This is a genomic window from Pseudodesulfovibrio senegalensis (genome assembly GCF_008830225.1).
GTDB lineage: Bacteria > Desulfobacterota > Desulfovibrionia > Desulfovibrionales > Desulfovibrionaceae > Pseudodesulfovibrio > Pseudodesulfovibrio senegalensis.
In genome coordinates, this window is sequence record NZ_WAIE01000003.1 from 241,545 (window position 1) to 258,544 (window position 17,000).

A 17,000-nucleotide genomic window follows, 5' to 3' on the forward strand; every position below is an offset into this window, starting at 1 on the left:
CGGCACCGGAAGCCGCATTGTCTTAGAATCGGTAATCCACGGTAAGACCGAAGGTGCGGGGTGCGCCGTCTTCGGCAATGCCTGCCGTGGTGTTTTCAAAGAGCACGTATTCCTCGTCGAACACGTTTTTGGCCCACAGGTAGCAGTCGAGGTGTTCGCCCTCCACGCCCACGCGCAGGTTGACCAGATTGTACGGGTCCTCCTTCACATTGTTGGCGTCGTCAAAGTAGCGCGAGCCAACCCCGGTGAGGTTGATTCTTCCGAAAAAGCCCCAGTCCTCGTTGAGCGGGCGGCGGTAGTCCAGCGCCAGCCCGTAGGTGTATTCGGGCACGCAAAAGATCGTGTTGCCCTCGTAGTCCACGCCGAGAACCGTGTCCTCGTATTCATCGAATTCAGCCTGTATCCACGAGAAGTTGGCGCTCAGATCCAGCCCCTGCGCAACCTTGAAGCGTGACTCCATTTCAAGGCCCATGCGGTGGGACTTGCCCGCGTTGGCCGTGTAGGACTGCATGTAGCCTGTCTCGAACAGAGGGAGTTGCTCGTCTTCGATGGTGGTGTAGAAGCCGCTCAGGTTGAGCATGAGCCGCTGGTCCATGAAGTATGACTTTACGCCCACCTCGTAGAGCCAGCTGTCTTCCTCGTCAAAGGATTCCTTGCCCGCCGGGGCCGAGGCGTCGTTGAAGCCGCCGCTGCGGTGCGCGCGGGCAACGGTTCCGTAGGCCATGTGGTCCCCGTCAAAATGCCAGGCCAGCGCCAGCTTGGGCAGAAACGCCGTGAAATCCTGCGAACCGTCCATGTGCCCGGCCGTGACCGTGGGACCGCCGGACGGGGTGTTTTCCATGGTGGAATCGGCTTCGGCGTGTTCGTATTCGAAACGCAGGCCAAGGGTCAGGTCGAGTTTGTCGAAGAAGGTGTACGTTCCCTGTCCGAACGCCGCTGCCCCGGAATTGGTCTTGTTGGTCTTGAAGTACACCTCCCGGCCCGGCGTGGGGGAATCCGCGCCAAAGGTGTTGGTGAGCTTGTTTTCGGAATCCATGTGGAAGAAGTAGGTTCCGGCCAGCCACTTGAACGGGCCGTCGTCGTCCGGCGAAACCAGCCGGAACTCCTGCGAGACGTTGTCGTCGTTCTGGATGTAGCGCTTGACCATCCTGTCCAGCGGGCTGAAGTCCGCGTCGATGTGCTCGTCGCTGTCGAAATCGCGGAACCCGGTGATGGAATGGAACGTACCGATGCCGGTTTCATATTTCGAAGTGAGGGTTGCGCCCCAGCAGTCGTTTTCCTGCGTTCCCTCGTAGTCATGGGAATAGTGGTAACGGTCGTCCTCGGGAAACGCGCCCGCCTTGACCAGTCCGTTGCGCGCGGTCCTGCGGAAGGGATAGGCCCCGTCGTCGTGCTGCTGGCCGTCCAGGGTCAGGTTGATCTCCCAATCCTGCGAGGCCAGGCAGCGCAGCTTCAGGCGCATGGCCTGACCGTCCGTGTGGCGTCCGTTGCCGCCGTCCGCGTCCACGTCGTTTTTCATGTAACCTTCGGATTCCTCGGCCATGGCGTATATGCCCATGAAGAGCTTGTCCTCGATGATCGGCCCGCTCCAGCTGCCGCGCAGTTCCTTGCGGTCGAAGTTGGCGATGGTGGTGCCCACGTTGGCCACGACCTCGTTGTCCGGCTGGCGGGTATGCACGTTGATGACCCCGCCGATGGAGTTGCGGCCGTAGAGCGTTCCCTGCGGTCCCTTGAGCACTTCGATCCGCTCCACGTCAAAGAGCGGAAAGTTGAACATGTAGGACTTGGAATAGTTGACGTCGTCCACGTAGAAGCCCGTTGCCGGCTCGCCCGTGGGCAGGCTCTTGATGCCGCGCAGGAACATGAGGCCGTGCCTGCGGCTGCCCACGTCGTTGAATTCGAGGTTGGGCACCTGCTCGGCAAGGTCCGAGGTGTCCTCGATGCCCATGTCACGGATGTCCGATTCCTCGAGGACCGTCATGCTGGCCGGAATGTCCTGCGCCTCTTGGGTCCGTTTTTCCGCGCTCACCGTCACCGGTTCAAGGCGCAGCGCCTCCCCGTCATCGTCCGCGGCCCATGCGGCCACGGATGCCGTCAGCAGCAGTGCGACGGCCACGGACACGATCATGCCCGCTTTCCTTCTTTTCTTTTGCATCATGTCACGACAACCTGAATGGATGAATGTTCACTTCCGCGGACGCGCGTGCGGTCGGCCGCACGGCTTCCCTGACCCTCGTTTGGTGTCGTAGAGATGTATGCCGTGTTGAGAATGATTTCTGCTCTCAGCGAACATTGTTTTGCCCCGACAGCCGTAGCGCGCAAAAAGCGGCCGCAGAGAAGCCCGAACAGGCAACCCATGCTCCGGCAAAGGAAAAGCTAGCGGGAAGAGGCGGAAGGACCGCGCCCACAGGCGCGGATGGACTGCATGTAGGCCTTGGGCAGCACGCCGAAGCGTTTTCTGTAGGCCGCACTGAAATGGCTGAGGTTGATGTAGCCGATGGCCCAGGCCACCTCGCTGACGTTCATGTCGCCTTCCTCAAAGAGCATTTTTGCTCGTTGCAGCCGGTATTCCTTGAGGAATCCGAACACGGAGAACCCGTAGGCCGCCCGGAATCCGGTCTGCATGCGGGTCACGCTCATGGCGAATTTTTCAGCCAGATCGGCAAGGGACGGCGGGGCGGCATGGTTTTGTTCCAAATAGCGGCGCACCGCATGGATGCGCTCCTGCTCGCGCGGGCTCAGTGCGGATTCGCGGCCGGGCGTGCCCGGCAGGTTTTCCATGAGTTGCAGGGCCAGCAGCTCCAGTACCTTGCCCTCCATGTACATGCGCGATTCGGTCCTGTTGCGCGTGCTGAAGAAGAGTTCGTTGGCGACCGCCTGAATTTTGGGGGACAGCTTTTTTTTCTTGAAAAAGTCATGGCGGGGCCGATTTTCCAGAACCCGTTGCAATTCGCGGCAGACCAGCGCCGTGTCGTCGCCGAGCATGGTTTGCAGGGTTTGCGGCAGCACATGCACATGGATGATGCGTGTATTTTGCCCGGCCGGCACGGTCACGGTTCCCCCGGCCTCGTGCAGGTAGCCCATGCCGCCCTGACCGGCCCGGTTTTCCATGTTCAGGGAACCGAGGTGGGTGTGCCGCAGGTTGTTGATGAAACCGCCTTCAAGGAAGAATCCGAAGTCGATGAAGCGGTTCCTTTTTTGATATTGGAAGGAAAAGTCGTCGGTCAGCGAGGCGTCGAGGATACTGACGCAAACACCGGGCCGGATGCGCGCTTCCTGCCACAGTGATTTGAACTGTGCCTCCTTGCCGCCCATGCCCGGAAACTGGCGCACGGCTGCATCGGCCGCTTCAGCGGACGTTTTTCTTGCCTGCAACGCGGTTCTTGCTGCTGTATGTGACCCGGTGGACATGGCTGTGGGACTTCCTTTTTGATTATGAATTTCATTATCGAAAATGAGTCATACGCGTTGATGCGGGCGCAAGTCAATACGGACATGCGCTTGTTCGGGCGCTGCAGAACAGGGGGCCTTGTTGACCGGGAAACGGAAAACGCCGGTTTCAGGCGGGTACCCGAAACCGGCGCGTTTTTCACGTCGGGTGATGTGTGTGCCGTTTTTTTCAGCTTCGGTAATCCGCGTTGATGGCCACGTATTCCTTGGTCAGGTCCGAGGCCAGCAGTTCGGCCGAGGCCGATCCTGCCCCGAGTCCCACGCTGATGAGCACGTCGGTTTCGGCCATGACCGGCTCGAGCAGGGCATCCATGTCGCCGGGCACGGGCATGCCCTTTTCAAAGATGCGCACCCCGCCGATTTCCAGTGTCACGGATTCGGCGTCGAACTGTGCGCCCGAGTAGCCTGCCGCGCACATGATGCGGCCCCAGTTGGCGTCGCACCCGAACAGGGCGGTCTTGACCAGCGGGGAATCGGCTATGGCCCGCGCCACCAGTTCCGCGTCCACCTCGTCGGCCGCGCCGCGCACCTGTATGCGCGCCACCTTGGTGCCGCCCTCGGCATCCTGCACGATCTTGTAGGCCATGTCCTGCGAGAGTTTGAGCAGCTCGTCGCACAGTATTCTGAGGTCGTCCTCGGATTCGGCCCTGACGCCGGAAGCGCCGTTGGCCATGCCGATGTAGGTGTCGTTGGTGGAGGTGTCGCCGTCAATGGTGATGCGGTTGAAGCTGTTGTCCGCGCAATAGGTGAAGATGCCCTGCCAGTGCTCCGGGTCCACGGCAGCGTCGCAGCACACGAACGAGAGCAGGGTGGCCATGTTCGGGCAGATCATGCCCGCGCCCTTGCACATGCCGAGCATGCGCACGGTGCCGCCCGAGAGCGTGAACTCGCGGCTCACCAGCTTGGGCACCGTGTCCGTGGTCATGATGGCCCGGGCAACGTCTTCGGGTGTGGATTTGCCGAGCTGTTCGCCCAGTGCGGGCATGGCGGCACGCCATTTTTCCATGTCGAACTGCAGGCCGATGACGCCCGTGGACGCGGTCAGGATTTCGTCCTCCGGCACATGGGCGGCCGTGGCGGCCAGTTCGCGGGTTTCGCGGCAGTTGTCCGCGCCCTGCCGGCCGGTGCAGGCGTTGGCCGAACCTGCGTTGACCAGAATGGCCCGGTGCATGGGGGTTCGGTCCAGCGCGGCCCGGCAGTGCAGTACGGGCGCGGCCTTGAAGGTGTTGGTGGTGAACACTCCGGCCGTGGCCGCGGGCGTTTCACTGACGATCATGGCCAGGTCGAGACGGCCGCTGTACTTGAGGCCGCCCTCAATGGCGGCAAAGCCGAAACCCTTGGGAACCGCTGTCATGGTCTGCTCCGTTGTTGGTTCGTGGAAAACGGTTGCATACTCCGAACAGGACCGTTTTCCAACTATTTTTCCGGTGGTATGGCGCCTGCCTCCCGCAGCGCGGCCATAGACATGCTCATGCGTTTCCCGGCATCCTCGCGGGTCCGTATTTCCACGTTGGTGGCGAAAAACCAGACATCCTTGCCGTTTTCCACCCAGCCCACGAGCCAGCCAAACTGCGGCTTAACGCGTTGCGCCCATCCTGACTTGGCGCGCATGAGCCATGTCTTGCCGCCGTTGCGGACCATGATTTTCTTCACAAAGCGCATGTGAGACGGTGAAAAAGGCAGGGTTTCAGCCTGCAACTGGCGCAGGAATTCGATCTGCTGGCGCGAGGTGATGCGCAGTCCGCCGTCGAGCCAGAAGGAGTCCGCCTTTCCTTCTATGCAGCGGTTTCCGTAGCCGCACAGGTCCACATAGTTTTGCATGCGGTCCGTGCCGATGCGTTTGGCGATGATCTGATAAACCCAGATCACGGAATGTTTGAACGCGGACTCCAGGGTTTGGTCTCTGTTCCACTCCTTTGACTGGTACCGGACGCCGTTCCATTTGAAGACCTCGTCCTTGTCGACCACTCCGGACTGCAGCGCGATGAGCGTGTGCAGTATCTTGAAGGTGGAGGCGGGCAGCCAGTCCTTTTGAGCGCGGTCCCGGTTCTTGAAGGACCATTTCTGGGTCTTGGGATTGAAGATGACCACGGACGCGCTGGTGGATGCGGCCGGTTCCGTCTTGGGTTTTGCGGGTTCAGTCTTGCGGGCCGGTTTGATGGTGCTGGGAGCCGGGGCCTTGGGGGACGTGTGCGCACAGCCCATGCACAGCAGCAGGACCGTCAGCAGGGAGCCGAGTTTCTCCATGAGGGCAACCTCCTCGAATCGTGGGGCGGCATCGGCACGGGACCAACGCCGAACGGGCTATCGGGTGACCCGTCTGGAAAGGCCGAAACGGTCGCGCAGCAGCATGAATCGCTCGTGGTTGGCACGCAGAAATTCGTTCAACTGCTCGATCACTTCGGGGTGATTCAAGGTTGAAAGGCGGTAGCTGACTCTTGTATACGGCAAATCGGGCGCCAATGTAAGGGCTTCGTGCGAGCGTTCCATGTGGTCAAGGTGGTAACGGGCCACGGCAAGGCAGCCGAACCCGCCGTCCACACGACCTCGCAGTACCATCTGGATGAGAGAATCGTAGTCGTCGCAATAGCTCAGGCGGACCTGCCCGGATTTGATGAGGTGTTCGTATTTGGTGGCGGTGAAGCCCCGCACCGTGGCCAGTGTCCTGAGCTGACGAACCTGCGTGCGCTTGCGCAGGGGCAGCACCATGACGCCGTCGTAGGCTTCGGAAACCTCGTCGCTGTAGAAGATTTCCATGCCTTGGCGTTCCTGCGGCTGCCACAGGGCGTTGTCCGGGTATTTGAAATCCAGGTCCTTGCCGTGCAGGAAACGGGAATACAGGCGCAGTACGGGCAGGGGCACGTATTCGAACCGGTAGCCGTGCTCTTGGGCGAATTCGTCCAGCACGACCCTGCTGAATCCTGTATAGATGCCGAGGTTGGTGGAATACTGTGGATAGTAGCGGATATCTTCGACGCCGACGCGAAAGACCTGCTCGGCCAGCGCCGACCCCGAGAAAGTCATGACAAGGAAAAATGTTATCAGAAGTCGGGTCACCGGCATCTCCATCGTTCGTGAGTCACGAATCATTATCACCCTCTTTTCGGGCAGGCAAGCTCCCCTTGCCAACCTTTCCGCGAACGGGCATATGAAGACCATAAACAAAAAGACCGCATGGAGCTTGTCATGATCCGACGTTGTTTGCTTACCGTGTTCGCCCTGACGCTGGCCGCAACCCCGGCCCTTGCTGAAACTGTCATTATCTCTTCGGGACAGACCGTATATGTTCCGGTATATTCCCATATATATCAGGGTATCAAGGCCCGGCCCTACAACCTGTCGGCCTTGCTCAGCATTCGCAATACCGATCCCTCCAACGCCATCACCGTTACTTCGGTGCGCTATTATGGTTCGGACGGTACGCTGGTGAAGAAGTTTCTGGAAGAGCCCGTGGTGGTGCAACCGCTGGCCACTGCCGAACACCTCATTATGGAGCGGGACACGTCCGGCGGGTCTGGGGCCAATTTTCTGGTGCAATGGAACGCTTCCGGTCCGGTCAACGCCCCGCTGGTCCAGGCGGTCATGATCGGCACGGCCTCCACGCAGGGAATATCCTTTGTGTGCGACGGCTGGGTCATCAGCGAAGACGGACGTTGACGCGCCAGCGCATCCCGGCTCTTCGGCAGTTCCCGGACTACGGCCGGGTTCCCATCACTTGCAGCATGTCGGCCACGGTGGGGCCGGCTTCGCTGTTCCATGCCGTGCGTGCGTTGCCACGTTCCTGATCGGTTTGGACCAGTCCTGCCCGCAACACGTTGGTCAGCGTTTTGCTCTGTCCGTTTTCGGTCATGGTGCCGTGTTGCACGGTTTCCACGAACAACACGTTGTTGTCGTCCCGGTTCATGACCTCGTGCGATCGCAATACTGCCTTCTTTTCCGAAACCCCGTCCCGGTAGCTTTCCTCGCCGTGCTCGCTGCTCAGCAGGATGCCCGGCACATCGTCTTCCGTGAGGGAACCGCCCGTGCGGAATCCGTTTTCCACGGGCAGGACGTTTTTTTGCGCGCGTTCGCTGTCCGTTTGGCGGGCAACGATTTTTCCGTCCCGGTATGTCTCGCTTTCCATGGATATCTGATACGGTCCCTTGCCGTTGAACTGGGCGTTGGCGTCTCCGGCGTCTTCATATTGGCTCAAGGCCATGCCCGTGGCCGCGTCCCCGTCATGCCTCATGAACCCGGAGGCCAGCATTTCCCCGGCGGCAAGTGGCTTGTCTCCGGCATATTCTTCGACCGGGACATGGGTGGACGACAGCAGGTTGGGCCGCCGGTCCGGCAAAGGCTGCGTTCTGCTTTGCTCTGCGGTCAGGGTGCCGTGTGAATTTTTGACCAGCTCGCCCTGTGAGAACCACCGCACGGAAAGCTCCTGCTTGAGAACAGGCACCTCGCCAAACTGTTTTTTCTTGGTGTCGATCCTGTCGGAAAACGAGGCCTCGCGCAGCCGCTCCCCGTCCTGATCGTATTCGGTCATGGAATAGGAGATTGCGGATTTTCCGTTCTGCATTTTTGACGTTCCGGGATTCTGGCCGGAGTTGAATTTGCCCGTCCGGTTGGTCTGCCGCCAGGAATCCGCCATATAGGAAGCCTGCGCCGTGCGCCGCAGTTTGCCGTCCTCGTATTCCTGCAGGTCTGCCCGGTAGGAGAGGTGCAGCGAATCGTCGGTCATGTGGTTGACCATGTCCTGCAGGCTGGTCGCGGTTGTTCCGAAGGCATCGGTGCCGATGCGCACATAGCTGGCGTCCAGCGTTGTGCTGTCCGTCATTTCGCGGATGATTTCGCCATGGTCGTACCACTGGATGCTGCGGTGCATGGCGGCGGTGGTATGCTTGGAGGCGTTATCGCCCAGCCCGGTGAGTGTGGTGCTCACGGTCTGTGTGACCCGGCCATTGTCGTCGTAATGCTCGACATCCGTGGTCATGGTCTCGCCATCCGTGGTCCCGGTCATTTTCTTGACCAGCCGTCCGCCCTTGTATTCCTGCAAATGCATCTGGTTGTCTTCAAAGGAGACCACCTGCGTGCGGCCGTTGGCCAGCGTGGTGGTGCCTTCCCGGAAGCCGTAACGGGACTTCCAGACGTTTCCGCTGGTTTCCTCGGTCTGTGATTCCCGCTGGATTTGCGCCTCGCGGGAAAGCGAGACCGCGTCCCGGCCATCGGGTATTGCCATCGTGCGGTTTTTCGCGGAATCGGAGGAAACGGTACTCTCCGCAAGGCTGGTCGGGGCAAGCAGCTTCGGGCTAAAGGCAACGGGCGTGCTCATGGGTGGCTCCTCGGCAAGATGTGCGTGCGAATATTCATTGTGAACACAGCTGATATATGTTTTTCGGTATTCCTTCGGATAACTTTATAATGAGCGTCGACAAACGACAAAAAAAGTCCACCGCCCCAAAGGGCGGCGGACTGTGTAACGTATTTGCCGAAGGTCGGGCTAGCGGCCGCAGCACTTCTTGTATTTTTTGCCGGAACCGCAGGGGCAGGGATCGTTGCGGCCCACCTTGGGGGCGCTGCGGCGCACGGTTTCCTGTTTTTTCTGTGCGGACTCATTGTCGTGGTACTGCACGTTTTCATCGGTTTCGTGCTGGAATTCCTCTTCCTTGACTTCGGATTCGATGCGCAGGTGGCAGAAGGCGCGCAGTGCGTTTTCCTTGATGGAGTAGAGCATTTCCTGAAAGAGTTCGAAACCTTCGCGCTTGTATTCCTGCTTGGGATCCTTCTGGCCGTAGCCGCGCAGGCCGATGCCGTCGCGCAGGTGGTCCATGTTCAGCAGGTGGTCCTTCCAGTTGCGGTCCAGCGTTTCCAGCAGGAAGTAGCGCAGGATGTCCTGATAATGGTCCGGGGCGCTGGCTTCGAGCGTGGACAGGATGTCCCTGTACCACTGCATGGCCGTGTCCATGGACGGGATCTTGCCATCCCTGAATTCCTGGAACCGGTTGAAATCGAAGATTTCCTCGAGACGGCCGCGCACGGTCTCTTCCGTTTCCTGGTCGATGTCCTTGCCGCCCTGCAACGGGCCGAGCAGGTCCTCGAACAGGTCTTCGGCGTATTCCTCGACGATTTCGTCCATGGTTTCCGCGTTCATGAGTTCGCGGCGCAGGTCGTAGATGGCCGTGCGCTGCTGGTTCATGACGTCGTCGTATTCCAGGAGCTGCTTGCGGATTTCGAAGTTGTGTCCTTCCACGCGGGTCTGGGACTTTTCAATGGCCCCGGAAACCATCTTGTTTTCGATGGCCTGTCCTTCCTCCATGCCCAGCCGGTCCATGATGCCCTTGAGCTTGTCCGAACCGAACAGGCGCATGAGGTCGTCGTCCAGCGCAAGGTAGAAGCGCGAGGAGCCCGGGTCGCCCTGACGGCCGGAACGGCCGCGCAACTGGTTGTCGATGCGGCGGGATTCGTGGCGTTCCGTGCCCAGAATGTGCAGGCCGCCCAATTCCTTGACCCCTTCGCCCAATTTGATGTCCGTGCCGCGGCCCGCCATGTTGGTGGCGATGGTCACCTTGCCGCGCTCACCGGCCTCGGCCACGATCTGGGCCTCGTTTTCATGGTGCTTTGCGTTGAGCACGTTGTGCGGGACCTTGAGTTTCTTGAGCAGCCGCGAGACAAGCTCGGACTTTTCAATGGACACGGTACCCACCAGCACGGGCTGGCCGCTCTTGTGGCACTCCTGAATGGACAGGGCGATGGCGTTGTATTTTTCTTCCTGCGTCTTGAAGATGGCGTCCGGATGGTCCTTGCGCACCATGGGGCGGTGCGTGGGAATGACGATGACCTCAAGCCCGTAGATCTGGTTGAATTCCACGGATTCGGTGTCCGCGGTACCGGTCATGCCCGCCAGCTTGTCGTACATGCGGAAATAGTTCTGGAAGGTGATGGAGGCCAGCGTCTGGTTTTCGCTTTCCACCTTCACGTTTTCCTTGGCCTCGATGGCCTGGTGCAGACCGTCGGAAAGGCGGCGGCCCGGCATGGGGCGTCCCGTGAATTCGTCCACCAGCACCACCTGCCCGTCCGTGACCATGTAGTCCACGTCGCGGTGGAAACTGTGGTGCGCCTTGAGCGCCTGCAGAATGTGATGCTGCAGCGAGATGTTCTGCGGGTCGAACAGGTTGTCGATTTCCAGCAGTTCCTCGCAGCGTTCCACGCCCGCGTCCGTGAGGGTCACGCTCTTGCTCTTTTCGTCCAGCTCGAAATCGCCGTCCGGCAGGGTGTCCTTGTCTTCGGGGTCGCGCGGAGAGGATTTCTTGAGCGCGGGGACCAGCGCGTCGATGCGTCGGTACAGGCCCGAGGCCGAATCGGCCGCGCCCGAGATGATCAGCGGGGTGCGCGCCTCGTCGATGAGGATGGAGTCCACTTCGTCAACGATGGCGAAGTTGAGTTCGCGCTGCACGAGCTGTTCCTTGTAGAACTTCATGTTGTCGCGCAGGTAGTCGAACCCGAATTCGTTGTTGGTACCGTAGGTGATGTCCGCGTTGTAGGCGGTCTGGCGTTCCTCGTCGGTCAGCCCGTGCACGATCACGCCCACGGAAAGGCCGAGGAAATTGTAGAGCTGGCCCATCCATTCGGCGTCGCGGCTGGCAAGGTAGTCGTTGACCGTGACCACGTGGACGCCCTTGCCGGAAAGCGCGTTGAGCACCACGGCCAGGGTGGCTACCAGGGTTTTGCCCTCACCGGTTTTCATTTCGGAAATCTTGCCCTGATGCAGGACGATGCCGCCGATGAGCTGTACGTCGAAGTGGCGCATTTCGAACACGCGCCAGCCAGCCTCGCGCACCAGCGCAAAGCATTCGGGCAACAGGTCGTCCAGGGTGCGTTTGCCCGAGGCAACTTCTTCCTTCCACTGGCTGATGCGGGCCGGGAAATCCTCGTCCGCAAGCTCTTTCATGGCCGGTTCGAAGCTGTTTATTTTTTCAACGATCGGCCTGAGTTTTTTGAGAAAGCGGTCGTTTTTCGACCCGAAGAGAAATTTGATCATTATATGTATATCTCCTTACTGAGGAATATCTGCGATGATTTCCAGCCAGTGTCCGGTTAGCGTTCCTGCCGGGGCTGTTGCCCCCAGCTGGGCGGCGCAGGCCGAGCAGCCCGTGAGCACGAGATCGGGGTTTCCCAGCCCCTGCCAGCACAGGGCGTTGACCGGATCGGCGGTGTCCGGGGCGCGCAGGCGCATGATGCCGCCGAATCCGCAACAGTCCCGGCCGTTCGGGACGTGCAGCCGCTCTTCAAGCAGGCCAGCAAGAAACATATGATCGCAATCGTTTTTGTCAACGTGGCAGGGACGATGGTAACCGATCCGCAGCGGCGCGTCTTCGGATACCACAAACCGCGTGCCGCGTAAAAGTTCGGACAGCGGGGTAATCGAGTCGAGCCAGTGGGCGGCTTCTTCCTCGTTTTGGGCATGGCGGGCGTGATCGGCCAGTCCTGCGTGGCAGGAAGCGCACAGGGTCACGATCATGGGTTTCCCGGCTTTGCGCCATGTCTCGAGGTTGTGCGTACGCATCTCGGCGGCATCCTTTGCGAATCCAGCGCCGGCAAGCCCGATGCCGCAGCAGCGGAACCGGTCCTTTCTGCGATTGGCCACGTCCATGCCCAGACCGTGCATCAGGGCCAGTGCCGTGTTCTGCCAGTCCGGCCGCACGAACCGGGCCGTGCACCCGGAAAAGAGCAACGCGGTTTTTCCCCGGTGCGTATGGGAAAATTCGTCGACCCGTGCGAATCGTCCGGGCCGGTCCCCGGATTTGAGCAGGGTCAGGGCCTTGAGCATGGGGGCCAGCTTTTCCGGCTGGAATGTGTCGGGCATGAGCCGTGCGGCCATTCCTGTTCCGGACCACAATTCCCGCGCCCGTTTGAGCCATGTTTTCCAGAGCCAGCCCGCAAAGCCCGGATGCGCGGCCCGCAGCGAGGCCACCATGGCGGGCACGTCCACGCCCTGCGGGCATTTCTCCTTGCAGCGGCCGCAGCCGAGGCACAGCCCGGCCAGTTGGGCCGCACTTTTCTGGTTCAGCAGTCCGGGTTCGGAGCGCAGCAGGGCCGCGAGGTCGGCCTTGGCGCGCGGGGAGAGTTCCTCGCGCCCTGTGGCGCGCAGCAGCGGGCAGACCTCCATGCATTTGCCGCACAGGATGCAGTTGTTGTCGGCCATGGTTCCCTACCAGCCCTTGCCCGGGTTCATGATGCCGTGCGGGTCGAAAACGCGCTTGATGCCGTTCATGACGTCCTGTTCGGACGGGCCGAGCTGTCCGTCCACGAACGCGGCCTTGGTCAGGCCCGTGCCGTGCTCGCCCGAGATGGTGCCGCCCAGCGAAAGGGCCAGTGCAAAGACCTCTTCCTTGGCCTTGTGTGCGTTTTCCCGTTCCTCGGGCCAGGAGGCGTTGTGCATGATGTTCACGTGGATGTTGCCGTCGCCCAGATGCCCGAAACACATGATGGGCAGGCTCAGGCGGACGGAAATCTCGTGTACGGCCTCCACTGCCTTGGCCACCTGTCCGCGCGGCACGGCAATGTCCTCGCCCATCTTGTCCGGCCGCAGGTTGAAGGAGGCCGGGCTGATGGAGCGGCGCACGTCCCAGAGCGCTTTCTCATCCGGTCCGCGTCCTGTGAGCAGGCTTTCCGGGCGCACGTTCCCGAGCGCGGATTCCAGCCGCTGCAGTTCGAGGTCCACGGCCTGTTTCGAGCCGTCGGTCTGGATGAGCAGGGCGGCCTGCGTGTTTTCGGAAAACGGCGATGAACCGGCCCCGCGCAGGGCGTTGATGGTGGCGCTGTCCATGAATTCCAGCGCCGCGGGCAGGATGCCGGCGTTGAAAATGGCGGCGGCCCCGTCCATGGCTGCGCGCATGGTGGTGAATCCGGCCAGCAGCGAGGCCGTGGTTTCGGGCAGGGGCAGCAGCTTGAGGGTCAGCCGGGTCATGATACCCAGCTTGCCTGCCGAGCCCGCGAACAGCCGGGTCAGGTCCAGCCCGACCACGTCCTTGTGGGTGCGGCCTCCGGTTTTGAGCACGCGTCCGCCCGGCAGCACGGCCTCAAGCCCCAGCACATAGTCGCGGGTCACGCCGTATTTCACGGCGCGCAGTCCGCCCGCGCAGGTGGCCACGTTGCCGCCCAGGGTGGAAAATCCCGAGCTGGCCGGGTCCGGCGGATAGAACATGCCCTTGGCAGCGGCAGCGGCCTGCAGGTCGGCGGTGACCGCGCCCGGCTCCACCTCGGCCACGAAATCGCTTGGGTCCACGTCCAGAATCCGGTTCATGCGCAGCATGGAGACCACCACGCCCGGCTGCACGGGCACGGCATTGCCCACGGTGCCGGTGCCGCGCGCCCGGGTGTACACGGGCATGCGTTCGGATTGCGCCCAGCGCAGCAGTTCTTCCACCTGCTCCCTGTTGCCGGGCCGCACCACGGCCAGCGGCATGGACCGCAGGCGGCTGCCGTCCGTGGAAAACGCCGCCATGGCTTCCGGCGAAAGCAGGCAGTCGTCCCCGGGAAAGAGGTCGGTCAGGAAGCGTTGCTGCGCTGTGGCGAGTTTCTTGGTCATGGTGCCTTGCGTTGGTTGGCAAAAATGGTGGCAAAAAGGTACGGCCCGGCCTGCTCCCTGTCAACGGAAAGCAGGTGTGCCGGGATTTCGGGCTATCCGGCCACGGCCCGGGCATGGAAGCGGCAGGTAGTGTCCTGCCACCAGATGAAGCCCAGTTCCGCGTCCGCATACCACGCGGCGGTGTAGGACTTGGTGTCCGCGCTCCAGAGCCGCGCCTTGTGCGGGTCGAACACGGATTCGATGCAGAAGCGGCCCGGCTCGCTGGCCCCGGTGAACAGGGTGCACAGTTCTTCCACCGTGGGCAAGCGCCAGTCCGTGCGTCCGCCGAGCCTGTTTCTGTTCAGTCGGCGCACGTGGGCTTCGGCCTTGTGGCGGCTCAGGGCGAAGCGGGAGCCGCCCTGTTCCCAGAGCAGGCCTGTGCAGGAGTCGAGCACCGTGCCGTTGTTTTTGTCCTCGAAACCGCCGCAACCGTACTGTTTTGGCCGCCAGAGTTCGTCCAGCCCGAAGGTTTGCTGCGCCGTGCGCGTGCCGGTTTTGAGCGGCTCGCTGCGCGGCTTCCAGTCCTGTTTGCGGCGCGGCACGGTTTCCTCGTCGAAAAAGGAGCAGACCGAATCGCGGTGCGCGCGCCAGTGGTCGGCCAAATCCCCAAGCCCGTCCAGCATGGCCCGGGCATGGGCAAAGCGTTTGTCCGGGTCCGGGGCCAGCGCGGTCTGGAAAAAGGCGTCCCAGCGTTGGTCGAGGTCCGGGTGCAGGTCCGAGACCGTGCGGCCCGCGCCGCCCTGGTCCGGCAGCCTGCCCGTGAGCATGCGGAACAGGGTCACGCCCACGGAATAGCAGTCGGCCCGTGCGTCCGCCTTGTCCGGGTCGGCCTCTTGCTCGGGCGCGGTGTAGTAGGGCGAGCCCACCACCATGGACTTGTGCCCTTTTGTGGGTTCGCCGCGCAAACGGCTCAGGCCGAAGTCGATGAGCTTGACCCGGTCGCGCCCGTTGTCCCGGTCCGCGAGCATGACGTTGAAGGGCTTCACGTCCCGGTGCACGATGCCTTCATAGTGCAGCCGGTCCAGCCCGGCCAGCATCTGGGCCGCGATGTCCAGCGAGCGGTCCGCGCCCAGCAGCCGGGAGGGTCGCTCCACCTCGTAGTTCTCGCCCATGAGCACGCCGAGGTTGTTGCAGTAGTAGCCCATGGAAAAATGCGGCGGGGTGCGCCCGGCCAGTTCTTCCGGCTCCATGTCCTCGTGCCCTTGGGGCAGCGGTTCGCCCGGGTCCACGTCCAGTATGGAGGCCACGTTGGGGTGCTCGATGCCCGCCATGGTCACGGCTTCCTGCAGAAACATTTCTTCCACGGCCCCAAGGCCCATGACGTCGGCCATGATTTCCGCGGGCCGGCAGACCTTGAGGGCCACGATGCGCCCGGCAACGGGCATGGCCGCCTTGTAGACCGCGCCCATGCCGCCGCGCCCCAGCAGGCCGAGAATGGTATAGCGTCCGATGTACATTTATTTGTCCGGGAAGCGTTCGGAGCACAGCTCGCCGGACGCGCCCCAGTTTTCCTTGTCCTTTTCGTCGATGAGCACGGTCACGGCCTCGGGCGGGCAGTCGAGTATGCGGCAGGCCTCGCGGGTCAGGCTGTGTATGAAATCCTTTTTTTGCTCTCTGGAAAGTCCTTTCCAGGTTTCAACGCGCAGGATGGGCATGGTCGGCTCCTTGTTTGGCTTCATTCTTGGATAACCGACCGCACTGCTTTCTGTCGAGGTTCTGCCGTGCACATTTCGGCACAGGTTTGCGGCAGTCACCGAATTCCTTTATGGGCATGTTGTGAGTGGAATAGCATGTGCGGCCCTGTCTTGGGGGCCGCAAACCCTCGGGAGGCCAATATGAGTAGTTGTTTTCGAGCGTTGCGTTGTTGTCGCGGTGCGGCGCTTTTCATGGCTGCGGCCCTGTTTTCGTTTGTTGCGTGGGGCGGCCTTGCGCAGGCGGCTCCCAATGCCGTGCTGCTGGATCAGGGGGCAAAGGGCATAGACCCGGGCGAGGCCCGCGTTCCCGCCACCGTGCCGGGCAAGAAGAAACTGCAGCTGGATACGGAAAAATACGAAAAGGTTCTGCCCCGGCCCAACGGGACCGCCATTGACGCGGCCGAACCCGCCAACGACAGCCGGGAAACGGCCGTGAGTCTGGACGAGGGCGTTTTTGCCGCCGAGGTGGGCGGGGACGATGCCGCGGACTTCATCCACCTGCCCGCGGACCTTGAACCGGACGGGTACGGAACCCTGCTGCATGTTTATGTGTGGAGCGGCGACGTGCGCCTTGAACTCTACGGCCCGGACCTGCCCAACTATCCGTCCACGCCGCTGGCGCAGGGCAAGTCCGTGTGGATCGGCCTCAAGAAAAATGCGGACTGTGCCGTCAAGGTGGTTTCCGAAACCGGGGACCCGGCACGGTACATGATTTCGGCGGTGGCCACGCCGCTGGGCGACCCGGACGAGCCCAACGACCACTGGACCGCGGGCGAACCCACGCACCTTTCGTGGAACGCGGCCCATGCCGGAAGATTCGGCGGCATCACCGGCGGCCCGCCGCCCGCGCCGCAGCCCAATATCGATTATTACGACTTTCAACTGACCAGACCGGCCAACCTGAGTGTTCGCCTGACCGGCGCGAACCTTCCGGACGGTGCGCGCGTGCGCCTGACCCTGTTCAATCCGCAGGTGTCCTCGTCCCCGGCCTGCGCCAACGGCGCATGGGGAAAGTGCGACGTGACCGGAACCGCGCAGGGCGCGACCCTGAACGTGAACATGACGGGATTGGATTTTTCCTCATTCCCGGCCGGAACATGGCGTGTGTCTGCGCGCGTGGTGGGCAGTTCGCGGGACTGGTGCGGCAGCGGCCAGCCGCCAAAATGCTATACGCAGCCGTATTCCATCCGCATAACCAGAAGTCACTGAGCCGGAACGAAAATGTCTTGAATCGGGCGGGGAGGGGAAAC

13 protein-coding genes are annotated in these 17,000 nt (G+C 61.8%); 2 read left to right on the plus strand and 11 right to left on the minus strand.

What is annotated here, in order from left to right; genetic code table 11:
- Positions 1-22 precede the first annotated feature (22 nt).
- The 5 genes from F8A88_RS09420 to F8A88_RS09440 form a co-directional block, all read right to left on the minus strand.
- The gene (locus F8A88_RS09420; protein ID WP_241667405.1) at positions 23-2,158 is read right to left on the minus strand and encodes a TonB-dependent receptor; all 2,136 of its coding nucleotides are present in this window, start codon (positions 2,156-2,158) and stop codon (positions 23-25) included.
- A gap of 218 nt (positions 2,159-2,376) precedes the next feature.
- A complete protein-coding gene (locus F8A88_RS09425) occupies positions 2,377-3,411 on the minus strand; it encodes a helix-turn-helix domain-containing protein (RefSeq protein ID WP_151150888.1) in 1,035 nt (344 codons plus the stop codon).
- A gap of 208 nt (positions 3,412-3,619) precedes the next feature.
- Positions 3,620-4,804 (minus strand): bifunctional glutamate N-acetyltransferase/amino-acid acetyltransferase ArgJ, encoded by a 1,185-nt coding sequence (gene argJ, locus F8A88_RS09430; protein ID WP_151150889.1) that lies wholly within the window; start codon positions 4,802-4,804, stop codon positions 3,620-3,622.
- A gap of 62 nt (positions 4,805-4,866) precedes the next feature.
- Positions 4,867-5,697, minus strand: a complete 831-nt coding sequence (blaOXA, locus tag F8A88_RS09435) for a class D beta-lactamase (RefSeq protein ID WP_151150890.1) — start codon at positions 5,695-5,697, stop codon at positions 4,867-4,869.
- Positions 5,698-5,754: 57 nt separating this feature from the next.
- Positions 5,755-6,507, minus strand: coding sequence for a substrate-binding periplasmic protein (locus F8A88_RS09440; RefSeq protein WP_161598372.1), 753 nt, complete (start codon positions 6,505-6,507; stop codon positions 5,755-5,757).
- Between the two features lie 129 nt (positions 6,508-6,636).
- On the opposite strand from F8A88_RS09440, the gene F8A88_RS09445 reads away from it, so the two are divergent.
- The gene (locus F8A88_RS09445) at positions 6,637-7,107 is read left to right on the plus strand and encodes a DUF3124 domain-containing protein (RefSeq protein WP_194163281.1); all 471 of its coding nucleotides are present in this window, start codon (positions 6,637-6,639) and stop codon (positions 7,105-7,107) included.
- Positions 7,108-7,144: 37 nt separating this feature from the next.
- Here the strand turns inward: F8A88_RS09445 and F8A88_RS09450 are convergent, their stop codons facing one another.
- From F8A88_RS09450 to dmpI, 6 genes are all read right to left on the minus strand, one after another.
- On the minus strand, positions 7,145-8,761 hold the full coding sequence (locus tag F8A88_RS09450; protein WP_151150893.1) for a hypothetical protein: 1,617 nt from the start codon (positions 8,759-8,761) through the stop codon (positions 7,145-7,147).
- 168 nt (positions 8,762-8,929) lie between these two features.
- The gene (secA, locus tag F8A88_RS09455; protein WP_151150894.1) at positions 8,930-11,467 is read right to left on the minus strand and encodes a preprotein translocase subunit SecA; all 2,538 of its coding nucleotides are present in this window, start codon (positions 11,465-11,467) and stop codon (positions 8,930-8,932) included.
- A 15-nt stretch (positions 11,468-11,482) separates the two neighbouring features.
- Entirely contained in the window at positions 11,483-12,631 is a 1,149-nt protein-coding gene (locus tag F8A88_RS09460; RefSeq protein ID WP_151150895.1) for a (Fe-S)-binding protein, read from the minus strand.
- 6 nt (positions 12,632-12,637) lie between these two features.
- The gene (locus F8A88_RS09465) at positions 12,638-14,017 is read right to left on the minus strand and encodes an FAD-binding oxidoreductase (protein WP_151150896.1); all 1,380 of its coding nucleotides are present in this window, start codon (positions 14,015-14,017) and stop codon (positions 12,638-12,640) included.
- Positions 14,018-14,109: 92 nt separating this feature from the next.
- Positions 14,110-15,513: a protein kinase domain-containing protein gene (locus tag F8A88_RS09470; protein WP_151150897.1), complete on the minus strand. Its 1,404-nt coding sequence runs from the start codon at positions 15,511-15,513 to the stop codon at positions 14,110-14,112.
- Positions 15,514-15,711 carry a 4-oxalocrotonate tautomerase DmpI gene (dmpI, locus tag F8A88_RS09475; RefSeq protein WP_241667406.1) on the minus strand — a complete coding sequence of 66 codons (198 nt, stop codon included), beginning with the start codon at positions 15,709-15,711 and terminating at the stop codon, positions 15,514-15,516. It abuts the gene before it with no gap.
- 180 nt (positions 15,712-15,891) lie between these two features.
- On the opposite strand from dmpI, the gene F8A88_RS09480 reads away from it, so the two are divergent.
- Entirely contained in the window at positions 15,892-16,959 is a 1,068-nt protein-coding gene (locus tag F8A88_RS09480) for a hypothetical protein (RefSeq protein WP_151150899.1), read from the plus strand.
- The last annotated feature ends 41 nt before the right edge of the window (positions 16,960-17,000 follow it).

Coding starts and splice junctions, on each gene's coding strand:
- F8A88_RS09420 (WP_241667405.1), bottom strand. CDS start 2,158: ATGATGCAAAAGAAAAGAAGGAAAGCGGGCATGATCGTGTCCGTGGCC.
- F8A88_RS09425 (WP_151150888.1), bottom strand. CDS start 3,411: ATGTCCACCGGGTCACATACAGCAGCAAGAACCGCGTTGCAGGCAAGA.
- argJ (WP_151150889.1), bottom strand. CDS start 4,804: ATGACAGCGGTTCCCAAGGGTTTCGGCTTTGCCGCCATTGAGGGCGGC.
- blaOXA (WP_151150890.1), bottom strand. CDS start 5,697: ATGGAGAAACTCGGCTCCCTGCTGACGGTCCTGCTGCTGTGCATGGGC.
- F8A88_RS09445 (WP_194163281.1), top strand. CDS start 6,637: ATGATCCGACGTTGTTTGCTTACCGTGTTCGCCCTGACGCTGGCCGCA.
- F8A88_RS09450 (WP_151150893.1), bottom strand. CDS start 8,761: ATGAGCACGCCCGTTGCCTTTAGCCCGAAGCTGCTTGCCCCGACCAGC.
- secA (WP_151150894.1), bottom strand. CDS start 11,467: ATGATCAAATTTCTCTTCGGGTCGAAAAACGACCGCTTTCTCAAAAAA.
- F8A88_RS09460 (WP_151150895.1), bottom strand. CDS start 12,631: ATGGCCGACAACAACTGCATCCTGTGCGGCAAATGCATGGAGGTCTGC.
- F8A88_RS09465 (WP_151150896.1), bottom strand. CDS start 14,017: ATGACCAAGAAACTCGCCACAGCGCAGCAACGCTTCCTGACCGACCTC.
- F8A88_RS09470 (WP_151150897.1), bottom strand. CDS start 15,513: ATGTACATCGGACGCTATACCATTCTCGGCCTGCTGGGGCGCGGCGGC.
- dmpI (WP_241667406.1), bottom strand. CDS start 15,711: ATGCCCATCCTGCGCGTTGAAACCTGGAAAGGACTTTCCAGAGAGCAA.
- F8A88_RS09480 (WP_151150899.1), top strand. CDS start 15,892: ATGAGTAGTTGTTTTCGAGCGTTGCGTTGTTGTCGCGGTGCGGCGCTT.